This is a genomic window from Citrifermentans bremense (assembly GCF_014218275.1).
In the GTDB taxonomy this organism is placed as follows: Bacteria; Desulfobacterota; Desulfuromonadia; order Geobacterales; family Geobacteraceae; genus Geomonas; species Geomonas pelophila.
In genome coordinates this window covers 2508377-2523770 of the sequence record NZ_AP023213.1, presented here as the reverse complement: position 1 = coordinate 2523770, position 15394 = coordinate 2508377, and the positions used below count along the sequence as shown (strand labels likewise).

The 15394-nt window shown below is 59.2% G+C and carries 13 protein-coding genes and 3 tRNA genes; 8 read left to right on the top strand and 8 right to left on the bottom strand.

Annotated features, from left to right (window positions below):
* The first annotated feature begins 7 nt into the window (after nt 1-7).
* The 3 genes from GEOBRER4_RS11125 to GEOBRER4_RS11115 are packed head-to-tail and all read left to right on the top strand — an operon-like array spanning nt 8 to nt 1309.
* Nucleotides 8-643 carry a cation transporter gene (locus tag GEOBRER4_RS11125; RefSeq protein WP_185242351.1) on the top strand — a complete coding sequence of 212 codons (636 nt, stop codon included), beginning with the start codon at nt 8-10 and terminating at the stop codon, nt 641-643.
* Nucleotides 644-686: 43 nt separating this feature from the next.
* Nucleotides 687-917, top strand: a complete 231-nt coding sequence (locus GEOBRER4_RS11120; RefSeq protein ID WP_085812546.1) for a thioredoxin family protein — start codon at nt 687-689, stop codon at nt 915-917.
* Nucleotides 914-1309: a thioredoxin family protein gene (locus GEOBRER4_RS11115; protein WP_185242350.1), complete on the top strand. Its 396-nt coding sequence runs from the start codon at nt 914-916 to the stop codon at nt 1307-1309. Before GEOBRER4_RS11120 ends, GEOBRER4_RS11115 begins: the two co-directional genes overlap by 4 nt.
* 86 nt (nt 1310-1395) lie before the next feature.
* On the opposite strand, the gene GEOBRER4_RS11110 is transcribed toward GEOBRER4_RS11115, so the two are convergent.
* The 8 genes from GEOBRER4_RS11110 to gap form a co-directional block, all read right to left on the bottom strand.
* A tRNA-Leu gene (locus GEOBRER4_RS11110) sits at nt 1396-1482 on the bottom strand.
* Nucleotides 1483-1671: 189 nt separating this feature from the next.
* A complete protein-coding gene (locus GEOBRER4_RS11105; protein ID WP_185242349.1) occupies nt 1672-2160 on the bottom strand; it encodes a ferritin-like domain-containing protein in 489 nt (162 codons plus the stop codon).
* A 348-nt stretch (nt 2161-2508) separates the two neighbouring features.
* A tRNA-Leu gene (locus GEOBRER4_RS11100) sits at nt 2509-2595 on the bottom strand.
* Nucleotides 2596-2739: 144 nt separating this feature from the next.
* Nucleotides 2740-2826: transfer RNA gene (locus GEOBRER4_RS11095), tRNA-Leu, on the bottom strand.
* Between the two features lie 62 nt (nt 2827-2888).
* Entirely contained in the window at nt 2889-3287 is a 399-nt protein-coding gene (secG, locus tag GEOBRER4_RS11090; protein WP_185242348.1) for a preprotein translocase subunit SecG, read from the bottom strand.
* A gap of 67 nt (nt 3288-3354) precedes the next feature.
* Complete coding sequence (gene tpiA / locus GEOBRER4_RS11085; protein ID WP_185242347.1) at nt 3355-4110, bottom strand: triose-phosphate isomerase; 756 nt, start codon at nt 4108-4110, stop codon at nt 3355-3357.
* A 97-nt stretch (nt 4111-4207) separates the two neighbouring features.
* Nucleotides 4208-5407 (bottom strand): phosphoglycerate kinase, encoded by a 1200-nt coding sequence (locus GEOBRER4_RS11080; protein ID WP_085812559.1) that lies wholly within the window; start codon nt 5405-5407, stop codon nt 4208-4210.
* A gap of 92 nt (nt 5408-5499) precedes the next feature.
* Entirely contained in the window at nt 5500-6495 is a 996-nt protein-coding gene (gap, locus tag GEOBRER4_RS11075; RefSeq protein WP_185242346.1) for a type I glyceraldehyde-3-phosphate dehydrogenase, read from the bottom strand.
* Between the two features lie 282 nt (nt 6496-6777).
* Between gap and GEOBRER4_RS11070 the strand changes: the two genes are divergently transcribed.
* From GEOBRER4_RS11070 to GEOBRER4_RS11050, 5 genes are all read left to right on the top strand, one after another.
* Entirely contained in the window at nt 6778-8862 is a 2085-nt protein-coding gene (locus GEOBRER4_RS11070) for an ATP-binding protein (RefSeq protein WP_185242345.1), read from the top strand.
* A gap of 117 nt (nt 8863-8979) precedes the next feature.
* Nucleotides 8980-9753, top strand: a complete 774-nt coding sequence (locus GEOBRER4_RS11065; RefSeq protein WP_185242344.1) for an MBL fold metallo-hydrolase — start codon at nt 8980-8982, stop codon at nt 9751-9753.
* A 276-nt stretch (nt 9754-10029) separates the two neighbouring features.
* Entirely contained in the window at nt 10030-11325 is a 1296-nt protein-coding gene (gene purB / locus GEOBRER4_RS11060; RefSeq protein ID WP_085812563.1) for an adenylosuccinate lyase, read from the top strand.
* Nucleotides 11318-12406, top strand: coding sequence for a mechanosensitive ion channel family protein (locus tag GEOBRER4_RS11055; protein WP_085815106.1), 1089 nt, complete (start codon nt 11318-11320; stop codon nt 12404-12406). The genes purB and GEOBRER4_RS11055 overlap by 8 nt, the downstream gene beginning before the upstream one ends.
* On the top strand, nt 12390-15380 hold the full coding sequence (locus GEOBRER4_RS11050) for a phosphoribosylformylglycinamidine synthase subunit PurS (RefSeq protein WP_185242343.1): 2991 nt from the start codon (nt 12390-12392) through the stop codon (nt 15378-15380). The genes GEOBRER4_RS11055 and GEOBRER4_RS11050 overlap by 17 nt, the downstream gene beginning before the upstream one ends.
* Nucleotides 15381-15394: the final 14 nt, after the last annotated feature.

Below are 15394 nucleotides of genomic sequence, written 5' to 3'. Positions count from 1 at the left end.
GGTATCTATGAAAACATCCGGTTACCAGCGCGCGAGCTATCTGGCTCTTTTCACCATTCTTTACAACATCCTGGAAGGGCTCGTTTCCGTTTGGATGGGGGCGTCCGACGAGACGCTGGCGCTTTTCGGTTTCGGGGCGGACTCATTCATAGAGGTCATATCCGCGGTGGGGGTCTGGCACATGCTGCAGCGGATTAGGGCGAACGCTGGGGAGACCCGCGACGAGTTCGAGCAGCGCGCCCTGAAGATCACCGGCGTCTCTTTTTACCTGCTGACCGCAGGGCTCGTGGCGACTGCGGTCATCAACATCTACCAGCACCATAAGCCCGAAACCACCTTTTGGGGCGTCGTCGTTTCCCTGGTCTCGGTCTCTTTCATGTGGTACCTGATACGCCAGAAGACGGCCGTGGGCAAGGCCCTCAATTCGCCTGCAATTCTGGCCGACGCCGCTTGTTCTCGCGCCTGCCTGTACTTCTCGCTGGCCCTGCTGGTTTCCAGCATCGGCTACGAAGTTACGGGGGTGGGGAGTCTCGACGCCGTTGGAGCGATGTTCATCGCCTACCTGAGTTTCCGGGAGGGTAGGGAGGCTTTCGCCAAAGCAAAAGGGATGACTTGCTCCTGCGGCTGCAGTTGTACGCCGTAGTTGGCGCTGCACGTTTGAAATAAATCCAGGAAGGAGAGCGGCAATGAAAATCGAGGTTCTGGGAACAGGCTGTGCGAAGTGCAAGACTCTTTTTGAGAATGCCAAAAAGGCAGTGGAAGAGGCGGGGGTGGCGGCGGAGGTCGTCAAGGTAGAAGATATCCCGACGATTATGAAATACGGCGTGATGAGCACGCCAGCCTTGGTAGTCGACGGGAAGGTGAAGTTCTCCGGCAAGGTGGCGTCCGCCGCTGAAATCGCGGGGATGCTGTCATGAGAGCGCTCCTTGCCGCAGCATTGGTCCTTACAGCCGTCAACGCGCAAGCGGAACTGCCGTCGGCGTCCGACGCCGCAGTGCGCCAGGCACTGGCCTCAGGAAAGCCCGTCATCATCGATCTCGGCGCACGTACCTGCATCCCGTGCAAGAAGATGGCGCCCATCCTGGAGGGGTTGTCCCTTGAGTATCGGGGCAAGGCTAGCGTCCTCTTCATCGATGTGCACGAGAACAAGTCCGCCGCCGACCGGTTCAAAGTTCGGATGATCCCCACCCAGATTTTCTTCGATGGTAAAGGCAAGGAAGTAAGCAGCAGGTTGCAGATCTCCAGGCAAAGGGTCATACCTGAAAACGCGGCTGTCAGTTCTGGAGGTGCGGAAGCGAGCTTAGGGTAGGGGTGCCAAGGTTGACAAAAGTCGTCAGGTCGTCAGGGAGAAGACAAAAAAAGGGATTAGGCTGTTAGCCTAATCCCTTGATTTTTTGGTGCCGAAGACTGGAATCGAACCAGCACACCCTTGCGAGTACTAGAACCTGAATCTAGCGCGTCTACCAATTCCGCCACTCCGGCTTGCGAGAGACCTACTTATAGCATCGGAGGGGTCTCCGTGCAAGAAAAAAATCGACAGAGATAGTATTTTTTTTCTCCTGCTTCCGCTATTGACGGCCTTCTACGCGTAAATGCCCAAACCGCCGCAGGATATGACTGGACGCTGCGGTTGCTTCTCAATGCGGTGAGTGGCTGTGCCCACGGAGCTGGCTATTCCCTTACAAAGGTGTCCATGTCGGACTCGTCCACCATGGCCATGATGCGGGCGTACTCCGATTCGATGGTCAGGTAGTGGTTGTGGGTCTCGTTCGCGTTAAGAATGAAGATCTCCTTGATGGCAGGGTCGGTGATCCTGGCGGCCGTTTCCCTGAGAGCCTTCTCCAGGTGGGTCTCCTTCTCCATGGCGTACTCAAGGGCTTTCTGTTCGGTGAAGTCGGGACCGATCACCTTCTGGATGGAGTTGATCCACAACGCCTCGTTCTGCGGAGGGGTGGCTATGAATTCGTCGAAGCTACCGAGGTCGCTACCGTTGTAGGCCCGAAAGAACTGCAAGGCGTGCTCCTTCTCCTCTTTGGCCAATTGTTCGAAGAGCCTCTTTGCTTCCGTGTCCTTCATCTGTTGAGCACCGATCTCGTAGAAGTTCATCGCATTCTTCTCTGTCTGAATTGCCTGCCTGATTGCATCTTGTGTGTCTTTCATATCTCCTCCCATCTAATATTTCATTAAATCTGCGGTGTAAACATTATATGGGGTGTCGTTGACTTGTCAACGCAGGGTGGTTGACTTTTGTGGTGCAGGTAAGTGTGTGAAAAATTGTAGTATTGCTGATTGCTGAGCGGAGATTAATACAGTTCTTGTGCAGTTTAAGCTTGGTGGAGCATGGGCTGTGGCTAGGGTGGGGTGTCTGTGACTTTGGCCGGGTGCATCAAAAAGGGCGGGTAGCGTAGAAAAAGGGGGCAAGCTACTTTATGTTTCGGAAAAGTAGCAGTCCCCGTGTAACAAAAAAGCGCCTTGGCTCATAGTGAACCAAGGCGCTGAGTTTTTAGATGGTGCCGAAGACGAGACTCGAACTCGTACAGGCTGTCGCCCGCCACCCCCTCAAGATGGTGTGTCTACCAATTCCACCACTTCGGCAAGAAGAACCACATTATTAACATTTGTGCTGAAGCAAGTCAAGACAGAATCTTTAATGATACTGATTTTGTTGCCGCAGGCCGAGAGCTTACTGATTGAAAAAACGCCCTGGCTCTATGTAAGCCAAGGCGTCTGTGTTTTAGATGGTGCCGAAGACGAGACTCGAACTCGTACAGGCTGTCGCCCGCCACCCCCTCAAGATGGTGTGTCTACCAATTCCACCACTTCGGCAAGAAGAACCAACTTTCTATCATCTGCTGACAGAGATGTCAACAGCAAAAAACCGTACGCTGCTACTTCTGTGCGGGTGCTGCAGGGGCTGCAGGAGCGGCGGGAGCTGCCGGAGCGGCAGGGGCAGCTGCATTACCAGGAGCCGCCGGCGCGACCGGCTGCTGAAGCGGCATGCCGCCCATCGGTGCCGGCTTCGCCTTGGGGGCTTTGGACATGATGGAGGACCCGCCGCCTTTGCCCGAGGCAAAAGCCAGTGCCAGTGAGGTAAGCATGAAAATGATCGCTGCACTGGTGGTCAGTTTGCTCATGAACGTGCTGCCGCCGCCTGCGCCGAAAACCGACTGGCTGCCGCTGGCGCCAAAGGATGCACCCATCTCGGCTCCCTTGCCGGACTGCAGAAGGACCACGACGATCAGGGCAAAACATACCAGAATATGCAGGGTTACCAGTAGAAATGTCATTTAAAGACTTACCTCCAAGTGTGTTCAAAGAGTCTTTCTAGCATATTTGCTCTAAATAACCAAGAATTTATTCACCGTAACGTACGATTGAGGCAAAAGATGAGCCTTTGAGACTTGCGCCTCCCACGAGAGCGCCGTCTATGTCTGGACGGGACATGAGCCCCTTGGCGTTTTCAGGCTTCACGGAGCCGCCATAGAGTATGCGCACCTTTTCCGCGGCCGGTTTGCCGAACATCTCCGCGATGACGCTGCGAATGAAGGCGTGAGCCTCCTGCGCCTGATCGTCCGAGGCCACCTTGCCGGTGCCGATCGCCCAGACCGGCTCGTAGGCAATGATCACCGGTGCGAACTGCGTTGCGGTCAGCCCTTCAAGCCCCCCTCTCAACTGGCGTTCCAGCACCTTGAACGTGTCCCCGGCTTCGCGCGCCTCCAGGGTCTCGCCGATGCACATTATGGGGACAAGCGCCCCCTTGAGGGCCGCCTTGACCTTCTTGTTCACTGTTTCCTCGGTCTCGCCGAAGTACTGCCTGCGCTCCGAGTGGCCGATGATGACGTGGCTTGCGCCGGCGTCGAGGAGCATGCGGGGCGAAACTTCGCCGGTGAAGGCGCCTTCTTCTTCCCAGAAAACGTCCTGCGCCGCGAGGCTTATGCCGGTGCCGGCGAGCGCGGCGGGGAGGGTAGGGAGCACGGTGAAAACCGGCGCTACCACGATTTCGACGTTGCTCACGCCGGAGACCAGCGGTGCCAGTTCCTCTATCAGTGCCAGCGCCTCGTTCTTAGTCTTGAAGAGTTTCCAGTTGCCTGCTATGACCGGCTTGCGCATCTAATACCTCCAGGAGATATATAAGATTGAGATCAAGATAAGATGAGAGAAGGCGAAAAAGCCCTGTCTCAATTTAATCTTGATCCCAATCTGCTTTTTATTGGTGCCCCTTGTCTTCCAGGACCTTGATGCCGGGGAGCTTCTTACCTTCGAGCAGTTCGAGGAAGGCGCCGCCGCCGGTGGAGATGTAGCTTATCTTCGCGTACTCGCCGGCGCGGTGTACCGCGACGTCGGTGTCTCCCCCGCCGACGATGGTAAGCGCGTAGGAGTTGGCCACGGCGGAGACCATGGCGAATGTGCCGCGGGAGAAAGCGTCCATCTCGAAGACCCCCATCGGTCCGTTCCAGACGATGGTTTTCGCGTTTTGCAGCGCTTCGGTGAAGAGGGTTACGGTGGCGGGGCCGACGTCGAGCGCCATCCAACCTTCGGGGATTTCCTGGATCGGGCAGACCTTGGTCTCGGCTGCCGGATTGAACTGGTCGGCCACCACGCAGTCGACCGGTAGGTAGAACTTGACCCCCTGGGCGCGCGCCTTCTCATAGGTCTTCATGGCGGTGTCGATCAGGTTGTCCTCGACGAGCGACTTGCCAACGTTGTACCCCATCCCCTTGAGGAAGGTGAAGGCCATGCCGCCGCCGATGATGATCTTGTCGACCTTGTCGCAGAGGTTCTCGAGCACCTCGATCTTCCCGGAGACCTTCGCGCCGCCCAGGATGGCGACCAGGGGGCGGATCGGGTTCTTCATCGCCTTTTCGAAGTAGTTCATCTCGTTTTTCATCAGGAAGCCGGCAGCCACCACGGGGAAGCAGTTGGTGATGGCCTCGACCGAGGCGTGGGCCCGGTGCGAGACGGCGAAGGCGTCGTTGACATACACGTCGCAGTCATTGGCGAGCGCCTTGGCGAAGTCGGCGTCGTTTTTCTCCTCGCCGGCGTAGAAGCGGACGTTCTCCAGCATGATCACGTCGCCGGGCTGCATGGCGTTGATCATCGCCTTCACCTCGTCGCCGATGCAGTCGGAGGCGAGCTTCACCTCCTTGCCCAGAAGCCTTGAGAGGCGCTTCGCGGCGGGAGCCATGGAGTATTTTTCCTTGCGCTCTCCCTTGGGGCGCCCAAGGTGCGAGGCGAGGATGATCTTTGCTTTCTGGTCGAGGGCGTAATTGATGCTGGGGAGGACGGCGCGGATCCTCGTGTCCTCGGTGATGTTCTGGTTGTCGTCCAGCGGCACGTTGAAGTCCACGCGCATGAAGAGCTTCTTGCCGGACAGGTTTTCGATCTCGTCGATGTAGCGGATTGACATGACACCTCCTGAATCAATAAAAATAAATACGGGGAGGAGTAGCCTCCCCCCCGTCTACTTATCACATCTTCCCTTTCAAGTACCACCTTTTCCTAAAGGAGAATCTTCATCAGCCCGACCACCCTGGTGGAGAAGCCCATTTCGTTGTCGTACCAGGAGATCACTTTCACCATGTTGCCGCCGATCACCTTGGTGGAGGGGGCGTCGACTATCGAGGAGAGCTTGTTGCCGTTGAAGTCGATGGAGACGAGCGGCTCCTCGGAGAAGCCCAGGATCCCCTTGAGCGGCCCGTCGGCCGCGGCCTTGAACGCCGCGTTCACCTGCTGTGCGTCGGTCTCCTTGGAGAGGGTCGCCACCAGGTCGACCACGGAGACGTTCGGGGTCGGCACGCGGATGGCCATGCCGTCCAGTTTCCCCTTGAGCGCAGGCAGCACGAGCGCCACCGCCTTGGCGGCGCCGGTGGTGGTGGGGATCATGGAAAGGGCCGCGGCGCGCGCCCGGCGCAGGTCCTTGTGCGGCAGGTCGAGGATGTTCTGGTCGTTCGTGTAGGAGTGGACCGTGGTGACGAGCCCCTTCTCGATGCCGAAGCTCTCCTGCAGAACCTTGGCGACAGGGGCGAGGCAGTTGGTGGTGCAGGATGCGTTGGAGACGATGTGGTGCTTGTTCTTGTCGTATTCCTTGTCGTTGACGCCCAGCACGACGGTGAGGTCCGGGTCGGTGGCGGGGGCCGAGATCACCACCTTTTTCGCCCCGGCCGTCAGGTGTTGCGCCGCCTTGTCGCGGGCTGTGAAGAGACCAGTCGACTCGAGCACGATGTCGACGTTCATCTCCTTCCAAGGGAGCTCCGCCGGGTTTCTTACGGCGAGCACCTTGATGGCTTTGCCGTTGACGATGATCTTGTCGCCGTCCACCGACACTTCGCCGGGAAAAGTTCCATGAACGGAATCATACTTTAACAGGTGTGCCAAGGTCTTCGCATCAGTCAGGTCATTGATGGCGACGAACTCAAAACCCTGCTCCTGTGCAGCTGCCCTAAGTACGCAACGTCCGATTCTGCCGAATCCGTTAATAGCCACTCTTAAAGCCATTGTGCTCCTCCTGTTAATTAAGTATTCTTTCACAATTGTGGATATTAACAACGTGAGAGAGGGGCGTCAACAATTTTAATTCAAGATATTACCGCGTTCGCCGAAGACACGAATGGCTCGAATGCGCGGCTTGGACAGGCGCCGCAGTCCCGTTTTGCCGCGGTTCCCGCAGCGGTAAATAAATCCATAAAATAATTGACTTTTCCGAGGTGGATAAATTACTCTTGCGTGGACCATGATGCGCACTTACCTCGCTTACGTTAGATGCTGGATCGTATATAGATGAAAATGACTCTGGAAAAACGCATCTTACTGTTCTCTTTCCTGATCCTGTTCCTGGCGATCTCCGTCGGCTCTGGCATGGATATCATGGCGCTGCGCAAGGATCAGGTCAACGCGCTCCAGCTGCGTTCCAAGGGGCTTGCCACCGCCCTCAAATCCAACATCGAGAAGGTTCTCAACCTCGGTCTGGAGTTGAAGGATATGACCGGGGTCTCCGAGAAGTGCCGCGAGATCATCGAGGGAAACCAGGATATCGCCTACTGCGTTGTCTCGGATCTCTCCGGCACGGTCCTTTTTGCCAGCGATCCCCGATTCATCACCTTTCCTGCGCGCCAGTTGCTGTCCGCGCCCAACAAAGAAGAAGATCGCCTGGAATCCGGAGTCTACAAGAACCGGATCTCCATGGCGGTCGACGGCGTCGACACCACCTTTTACGATTCCGCCGTCCCGGTCTTAGGCCCGTACGGCAAGCCAATCGCGCTGGCGCACGTAGGCTTCAGCGAGCAGGTGGTCTCCGACAAGATGAAGGGGATGGTGTTCAAGACCCTCTTCCTGTTGGCCGTATCGCTTTTCACCTCGTTCTCGCTGATCATGCTATTCATGAAAAAGTACGTGATGCAGCCCATCTCCGTGCTTCTCAAGGGGGTTAAGCAGATCTCGGAAGGGGCCTTCGACACCCAGATAGGGGAGGTGCAGGTCTACGAGTTCAACGAGCTTGCGCGCAACGTCAACATCATGTCCCAGTTCCTAAAGAACAGGGACGCCCAGATAAAGAAGAATTACGAGGACATGGAGCGGACCTTCGAGGAGCTCCAGGAGTCCTACCGCAAGCTGGAGCGGCTCTCCACCGACCTCGAACGCTCCGAGGAGCTTTACAAGTCGCTGATGGAGGACGCAAGCGACGCCATTGTCGTCATCGGGGGGGACGAGTCCGTCCGCATGGTCAACAAGATGGCGGAGGAGTTCTTCGGCTACGAGGCGAAGGAGCTTTTGGGCCTGCCGCTGACCAAGATGCTGCTCCTTTTGAACATCAGCAACATCCCCAAGGTGCACCGGATCTTCCGGGAGGCAGCCCAGGGGGCGCACATCGCCGAGGAGATGCAGCTCTGCAAGAAGGAAGGGGGCGCCATGGTCGCCATGCTGCACGCCTCCAGCATCAAGAGCGGGTCGGAGAACGTGGTGCAGGCCATCTTCCGCGACGTGACCCGCGAGCGGGAGATCATCCTGAACCTCGAGAAGAGCTCCGCTGACCTGGCCCGGCTGAACCGCATGAAGGATTCCTTCCTGGGCCTTGCCTCCCACGAGCTGAAGACGCCGCTCACCGTCATTATGGGGTACTCGGAACTTATCACCACCGACCTTTCCGACCGGATCGACAAGACGGTCCTGGAGATGGTGGTGAATATCGCCAACGCCGCCTCGCGCCTGGACAACATCATCAAGGACATGGTCGACGTCTCCATGATCGACGAGAAGAGGCTGCAGCTCAAGGTCGAGGACATTCAGCTGAACCGCCTCATCGAGGCCTCGGTGAACGAACTCCGCTTCTTCTTCTCCATGAGGAAGCAGGAGGTGGAGGTAAACCTCGACGAATCCATCCCCACTATCCGCGGCGACGCGCTGCGCCTCATGCAGCTTCTCTCCAACATCCTGGGCAACGCCATCAAGTTCACCCCCGACGGCGGCAAGATCACCATCAGCACCTCCGCCAAGTACCTTTTGCGCGGAAAGGCCGGTTCCGACGGAAGCGGAGAGGGGCGCGAGCACCATCTTTTCCTGGAGATCACCGTCACCGACACCGGCATCGGCATCGACCGGGAGGACCAGTTGAGGGTCTTCGACAAGTTCTACGAGGTGGGGAACATCCAGGAACACTCCAGCGGCAAGGTCGCCTTCAAGGCCAAAGGGGCGGGCCTTGGCCTGTCCATCGCCAAAGGGATCGTCGACATGCACGGCGGCGAGATCTGGGTGGAATCGACCGGGTACAACCCGGAGCGCTTCCCCGGCTCCACTTTCCACATCCTGCTGCCGCTTGCCCCAGGCATCGGGGAGAACAACACCGACTACAGCAGGCTCCTGCGTTAAGCAAATCTCAGCAACTTGATCTTGAATCTGCCACCCGTTTCCTGTATAAAAATAAGGTTTTTCTGCCATTCATGAGCCCCTGTTTCGGGCTTGATCAGCGCAAATTCGGAGGGATGCATGAGGCTCAGCCTCTTGGCGAGTGGCAGCAAGGGTAACTCCCTTTTCATGGAAACAGGTGCCTGCCGCCTGCTGATCGACGCTGGGCTTTCCGGGCGGGAGACCATCGCCAGGCTTTCCTCGATAGGGGTCGATGCTGCCACGCTGGACGGCATCCTGATCACCCATGAACACACCGACCACATCCGTGGTGTGGGGGCGCTTGCCAGGCGCCTGAAGCTCCCGGTGCTGGGGTCAGCCCGCACACTCCAGGCTGCGCGCCACGTGATCGGCCGTGTCGACTATGTCGAGTTCGAACCGGGCGTCCCGTTCGTCTTCAAGGGGGTCTCCATCGACCCTTTTCCGGTCACCCACGACGCCTGCGATCCCGTCGGGTACAGGATCGAGAGCGGGGAGGGGGGGATAGGCTTCGCCACCGATCTGGGCATTGCCACCAGGCTCACCCACGACAAGCTGAAAGGGTGCCGCGCCCTGGTTCTCGAGTTCAACCACGACGAGCGGATGCTGCAGGATGGCCCTTATCCCTGGCACCTCAAGCAGCGCATCCGCTCCCGCCACGGCCATCTTTCCAACGCCGAAGGGGCGGCGCTCCTGGAGGAGCTGCTGCACCCGGGGCTTGAGAGCGTTTTCCTGTCTCATCTGTCGGAGGTCAACAACGATCCGTCTCTCGCCATGGCCTCTGCCAGAGGGCTCGTCGACAGCCAGAACATCTGCGGGCCGGATCTCTTTCTCGGGTGGCAGCACCAGGCCAGCGGAGTGTTTAAAACAGATTGAGATTAAGATCAAGATTAAGGTAAAGACCAAGAAGAGAGTAGCGCGCGGGTTCTCAGGACCTTCCTGTTTCACTCTTCCAGTTTCAGCCCCTTGATCTTTTTCTTTTTCCTAACCTCAGATCTTGATACGGTCTTATGCTCAGACTGGACTTGATCTCAATCGTAATCTTCAGCTGGTTTCTTAATCTTAACCTGCTTCTTCTCTTAATCTTGATGCATCTCTTAATCTTAAACTGACTCTTAATCTTAAACTGATTTCAATAGGGGGAAATGACTAGTGATCGAACGTTACAGCCGTCCTGAAATGGCCCGCATCTGGGAACCGGAAAACCGCTACCGCAAGTGGCTCGAGATAGAGATTTACGCTTGCGAGGCACATGCCGAGATGGGGCGCATACCCAAGGACGCAGTGGCCCGCATCAAGGCGAAGGCCAACTTCGACGTTCCCCGCATCGACGAGATCGAGCGCACCGTCAAGCACGACGTCATCGCCTTCCTCACCTCCGTCGCCGACTACATCGGGGAAGACTCCCGTTTCGTGCACCTGGGGCTTACCTCGTCCGACGTCCTTGACACCTCATTCGCCATGCTGTTGAAGGAAGCGGGTGAGCTGATCCTTGCCGACATCAAGCGGCTTATGGCCGTGATCAAGACCCGCGCCTACGAGCACAAGATGACGCCGCAGATGGGGCGCTCGCACGGCATCCACGCCGAGCCGGTCACCTTCGGCCTGAAGATGGCGCTTTGGTACGACGAGATGGCCAGGAACCTGAAGCGGATGGAAGCGGCGCTTGAGACCATCTCCTACGGCAAGCTCTCAGGCGCGGTCGGCACCTTCGCCAACATCGACCCGCAGGTTGAGGATTACGTCTGCAAGAAGGCCGGGTTGAAGCCGGCCCCCTGCTCGACTCAGGTGCTGCAGCGCGACCGCCACGCCGAGTACTTCACCACCCTCGCTATCATCGCCTCCTCCATCGAGAAGTTCGCCGTCGAGATCAGACACCTGCAGCGCACCGAGGTGCTCGAAGCCGAGGAGTTCTTCAGCAAGGGGCAGAAGGGCTCCTCCGCGATGCCGCACAAGCGCAACCCGGTCCTCTCCGAGAACCTGACCGGCCTGGCGCGCCTGATCCGCGGCTACTCGGTCTCGGCCATGGAGAACGTCCCGCTGTGGCACGAGCGCGACATCTCCCACTCGTCTGTTGAGCGCATCATAGGCCCGGACGCAACGGTCATGCTCGACTTCATGCTGAACCGCGCCATCGGCCTGATCGAGAACCTGGTGGTCTACCCCGAGAACATGATGCGCAACCTGAACCAGATGCGCGGCCTCATCTTCTCCCAGCGCGTGCTTTTGAAGCTCGCCGAGTCCGGCGCTTCCCGCGAGAAGGCATACGCGCTGGTGCAAAGAAACGCCATGAAGGTGTGGGAGGAGGGGAAAGACTTCCAGACCGAGCTTCTGAACGACCCCGAGGTCGCCGGTTTCCTCCCCGCCGAAGAGATCAAGGAAGCCTTCGATCTCGGTTACCATCTGAAGCACGTCGACACTATTTTCACGAGGGTCTTTGGTGGATAGCTTTTTGTACTACCTGACGCCCAACGAGATGGACCCGTTCTATCTCTTCTGGGCCAAGCAACTGTTCCTGTCGGCGTGCATCATCGCCGTCTTTTACCTCCTTTCGAGGCTCCTGCAGCGGGTCCTGGCCAAGGTCGGGACCCGCCTGTGCGCCTACACCGACACGGACCTGGACGACCGGATACTTGAGATCGTCTCCGGTCCGGCCATGGTGCTGGTCAACTGCGCCGGCCTCTACTACGCGATCAAACGTCTGCCGCTTCCCGAAAAGATAGGAGTGATAGCGGCCGGCGTGCTGTTCGTGGTCAACATGGCCATCATCACCACCGTCGCCTTCCGCATCGTCAACGAGATGCTGGAGCGCTTCGGTGACCGGGTCGCCGGCCCGGAGATGAGCCGCCAGCTGATGCCGCTGATCGAGAAGCTCTGCACCATCTTCCTGATCATCATGGCGCTCATCATCACCCTGAAGCACTTCAATTACGACATCCTCTCCCTGGTCACCGCACTGGGCGTCGGCTCTCTGGCTATAGGTCTCGCGGCCAAGGACACCCTGGCCAACATGATCTCGGGATTCACCCTGATGCTCGACCGTCCCTTCAGGATCGGCGACAGGATCCAGGTCGCCTCCCAGACCGGCGACGTGGTCGACATTGGACTGCGGAGCACCAAGATCAAGGCCCTGGACAACACCTTCCTGATCATCCCCAACGCGGACCTCTGCAACTCCACAGTGATCAACCAGGCCTTCCCGGACGTCCGCGGCAAAGGAAGGATCAACATCGGCATCGGCTACGATTCGGACGTGGAGCGGGCCAAGGAACTCCTGGTTCAGACCGCGAAGTCGGCGCCGGACGTCCTTGCCGAACCGGCTCCCGAGTCGTATTTCATGAACTTCGGCGACAGCGCCCTGAACCTCTCGCTCTTCTTCTGGGTGGCCGACTACACCCATCTCGTCAAGGCGACCGACCAGATCAACTGCGCCCTGGTGAAATGCTTCCAGGACAACGGCGTCAACATACCGTACCCGACGCGGACGGTCATATACGAAAAGGACACAGACCATGCCCCACAGGATTGAAATCACCCTAAAGGACGAGGTCCGCGACCCTCGCGGCGAACGGATCAAGCGTGAGATCGAGCACTTTCTCCATCTCCACGTGGACCAGGTCCGGACCATAGACGTCTACACGGTGGACGCGCAGCTCACCTCCGGGGAACTGGAGCAGGTGGCGGCCGGCCCCTTCAGCGACCCGGTCATCCAGAACTACAGCGTCGGCAAGCCCGCCGCTTCCGGCTTCGACTTTCTGGTCGAGGTCGGTTTCCGTGCCGGCGTCACCGACAACGTCGGCCGCACCGCAGGCGAGGCTATCGGCTACCTCCTGGGGCGCCCGCTCGCCTCGGGCGAAGCGGTCTACACCTCGGTGCAGTACCTGATCTCCGGGAAGCTTTCCCGCGAGGACGCCGAAAAGATCGCCACGGGCCTTTTGTGCAACACCCTGATCCAGCGCTACCAGATCCTGGACGCCGCCTCCTTCAAGGCACAGGGTGGCGTCGCTCCCTTCGTGCCCAAGGTGCAGGGTGAGGCGAAGGTCGAGGTGAACAGCGTCAACCTCGAGGTATCCGACGAGGAGCTGATGCGCATCAGCCGCGACGGCGTGCTGGCGCTCACCCTGGACGAGATGAAGATCATCCAGGCGCACTACCGCGACCCCAAGGTGCTGGAGGCCAGGAAGAACGTGGGCCTGGGTGCTGCTCCCACCGACGTGGAGCTCGAGGCGCTGGCTCAGACTTGGTCCGAGCACTGCAAGCACAAGATCTTCTCGGCAGACGTCAGCTACGATGACGGGGAGGGGAACCGCGAAGAGATCAAGTCGCTCTTCAAGAGCTTCATCCAGAAGACCACCGCGGACGTGCGCGCCGCCATGGGCGACAAAGACTACTGCCTCTCCGTCTTCAAGGACAACGCCGGCGTCATCCGTTTCAACGACGACTGGTCGCTGGTCTTCAAGGTCGAGACCCACAACTCGCCGTCCGCGCTCGACCCCTACGGCGGGGCGCTGACCGGCATCGTCGGCGTGAACCGCGACCCGTTCGGGACCGGCAAGGGGGCGAAGCTCATCTTCAACACCGACGTCTTCTGCTTCGCCGATCCTTTCTACGGCAAGGAGCTCCCCAAGCGCCTCTTGCACCCGCGCCGCATCTACGAAGGTGTCGTTGAAGGGGTGGAGCACGGCGGCAACAAAAGCGGCATCCCGACCGTCAACGGCTCGCTGGTCTTTGACGACCGCTTCGCCGGTAAGCCGCTGGTGTTCTGCGGCACCGCCGGGATCATGCCGGCGAAGATCAAGGACGAGCCCTCGCACCAGAAGAAGATCCTTCCGGGCGACCTGATCGTCATGACCGGCGGCAGGATCGGCAAGGACGGCATCCATGGCGCCACCTTCTCCTCCGAGGAGCTGAACGAGAACTCGCCGGTGTCCGCGGTCCAGATCGGCGATCCGATCACCCAGAAAAGGATGTTCGACTTCCTGATCCGCGCCCGCGACAAGGGCCTTTACCGCTTCATCACCGACAACGGGGCAGGGGGGCTTTCCTCCTCCATCGGCGAGATGTCCGAGGAGTGCGGCGGCTGCCAGCTCGACCTCTCCCTGGCGCCGCTCAAGTACCCGGGACTCGCTCCCTGGGAGATCCTGATCTCCGAAGCACAGGAGCGCATGAGCCTCGCGGTGCCCCCCGAGAACATCGACGCTTTCATGCAGATGGCCAAGCGCTTCAACGTTGAGGCGACCGTGCTCGGGAGCTTCACCGATTCCGGCATCTTCCACATGCTCTACGGCGAGAAGACCGTGGCGTACCTGCCGCTTTCCTTCATGCACGCGGGCCTTCCGCCGATGCAGATCCCGGCCCGCTGGGAAAAGCCGGTGCACGAAGAACCGGCCGTCGCCGAGGCGGCCGACTACACCGGTGACCTAAAGGGGCTTCTCTCCTCGCTCAACATCTGCTCCAAGGAAAGCGTCGTGCGCCGTTACGACCACGAGGTCCAGGGGGGAAGCGTAGTCAAGCCCTTCACCGGCGTCGACAACGACGGCCCGTCTGACGCCGCCGTGGTGCGCCCGATCCTCGACTCCTTCGAGGCGGTCGTCGTCGGGCACGGCATCTGCCCGCGCTACAGCGATATCGACGCCTACGACATGGCGGCCAACGCCATCGACGAGGGGCTCAGGAACTACGTTGCCGTCGGGGGCTCGCTCGACCTCGTCGCCGGCCTGGACAACTTCTGCTGGTGCGACCCGGTCCTTTCCGACCGGACCCCGGACGGGCCGTACAAGATGGCCCAGCTGGTGCGCGCCAACAAGGCGCTCTACGACTACTGCACCGTCTTCTCCATGCCGCTCATCTCCGGCAAGGACTCCATGAAGAATGACTTCTACGACGGCACCACCAAGATCTCCATCCCGCCGACCCTGCTTTTCTCGGTCATCGGCAAGATGGAGGACGCGCGTCTCGCCGTGACCATGGACGTGAAGCGCGCAGGGGACCAGGTGTACCTCCTGGGTGCTACCGCGAACGAGCTGGGTGCCTCCGAGTACCTGGCGCAGAAGGGGTACGTCGGCAACAACGTCCCGAAGGTGGACGCCAACGCTGCCCTCGCCACTTACCGCGCCTACCACGGCGCACTGAACGCAGGGCTCGTCGCCTCCTGCCATGACCTCTCCGACGGCGGGCTTGCCGTCGCCGCAGCAGAGAGCGCCTTTGCCGGCGGCTTCGGGATGGAGCTGGACCTGGCCAAGGTCGCCTTCAAGGGGGAGGCCGCCGACAAGAAGGACGCCGTGCTTCTCTTCTCCGAGTCCGCATCGAGGCTTTTGGTGACGGTGCGCCCCGAGAAGGTCGAGGCGTTCGAGAAGGCCATGGCCGGGACCACCTTCGCCAAGATCGGCGCGGTGACCGAGGCGAAGAACGTTTCGGTGAAGGGGCTTTCGGGGAAAGTGGTGGTCAACTCCGATATTTCCGAGCTGAAAGCCGCTTGGCAGGAGCCGCTCAAGGATCTGTAAAATCTTATATGCAG

Excerpts from the sequence above, each read along its gene's own strand:
- GEOBRER4_RS11125 (WP_185242351.1), top strand. The coding sequence starts at position 8 with ATGAAAACATCCGGTTACCAGCGCGCGAGCTATCTGGCTCTTTTCACC.
- GEOBRER4_RS11120 (WP_085812546.1), top strand. The coding sequence starts at position 687 with ATGAAAATCGAGGTTCTGGGAACAGGCTGTGCGAAGTGCAAGACTCTT.
- GEOBRER4_RS11115 (WP_185242350.1), top strand. The coding sequence starts at position 914 with ATGAGAGCGCTCCTTGCCGCAGCATTGGTCCTTACAGCCGTCAACGCG.
- GEOBRER4_RS11105 (WP_185242349.1), bottom strand. The coding sequence starts at position 2,160 with ATGAAAGACACACAAGATGCAATCAGGCAGGCAATTCAGACAGAGAAG.
- secG (WP_185242348.1), bottom strand. The coding sequence starts at position 3,287 with ATGACATTTCTACTGGTAACCCTGCATATTCTGGTATGTTTTGCCCTG.
- tpiA (WP_185242347.1), bottom strand. The coding sequence starts at position 4,110 with ATGCGCAAGCCGGTCATAGCAGGCAACTGGAAACTCTTCAAGACTAAG.
- GEOBRER4_RS11080 (WP_085812559.1), bottom strand. The coding sequence starts at position 5,407 with ATGTCAATCCGCTACATCGACGAGATCGAAAACCTGTCCGGCAAGAAG.
- gap (WP_185242346.1), bottom strand. The coding sequence starts at position 6,495 with ATGGCTTTAAGAGTGGCTATTAACGGATTCGGCAGAATCGGACGTTGC.
- GEOBRER4_RS11070 (WP_185242345.1), top strand. The coding sequence starts at position 6,778 with ATGAAAATGACTCTGGAAAAACGCATCTTACTGTTCTCTTTCCTGATC.
- GEOBRER4_RS11065 (WP_185242344.1), top strand. The coding sequence starts at position 8,980 with ATGAGGCTCAGCCTCTTGGCGAGTGGCAGCAAGGGTAACTCCCTTTTC.
- GEOBRER4_RS11050 (WP_185242343.1), top strand. The coding sequence starts at position 12,390 with ATGCCCCACAGGATTGAAATCACCCTAAAGGACGAGGTCCGCGACCCT.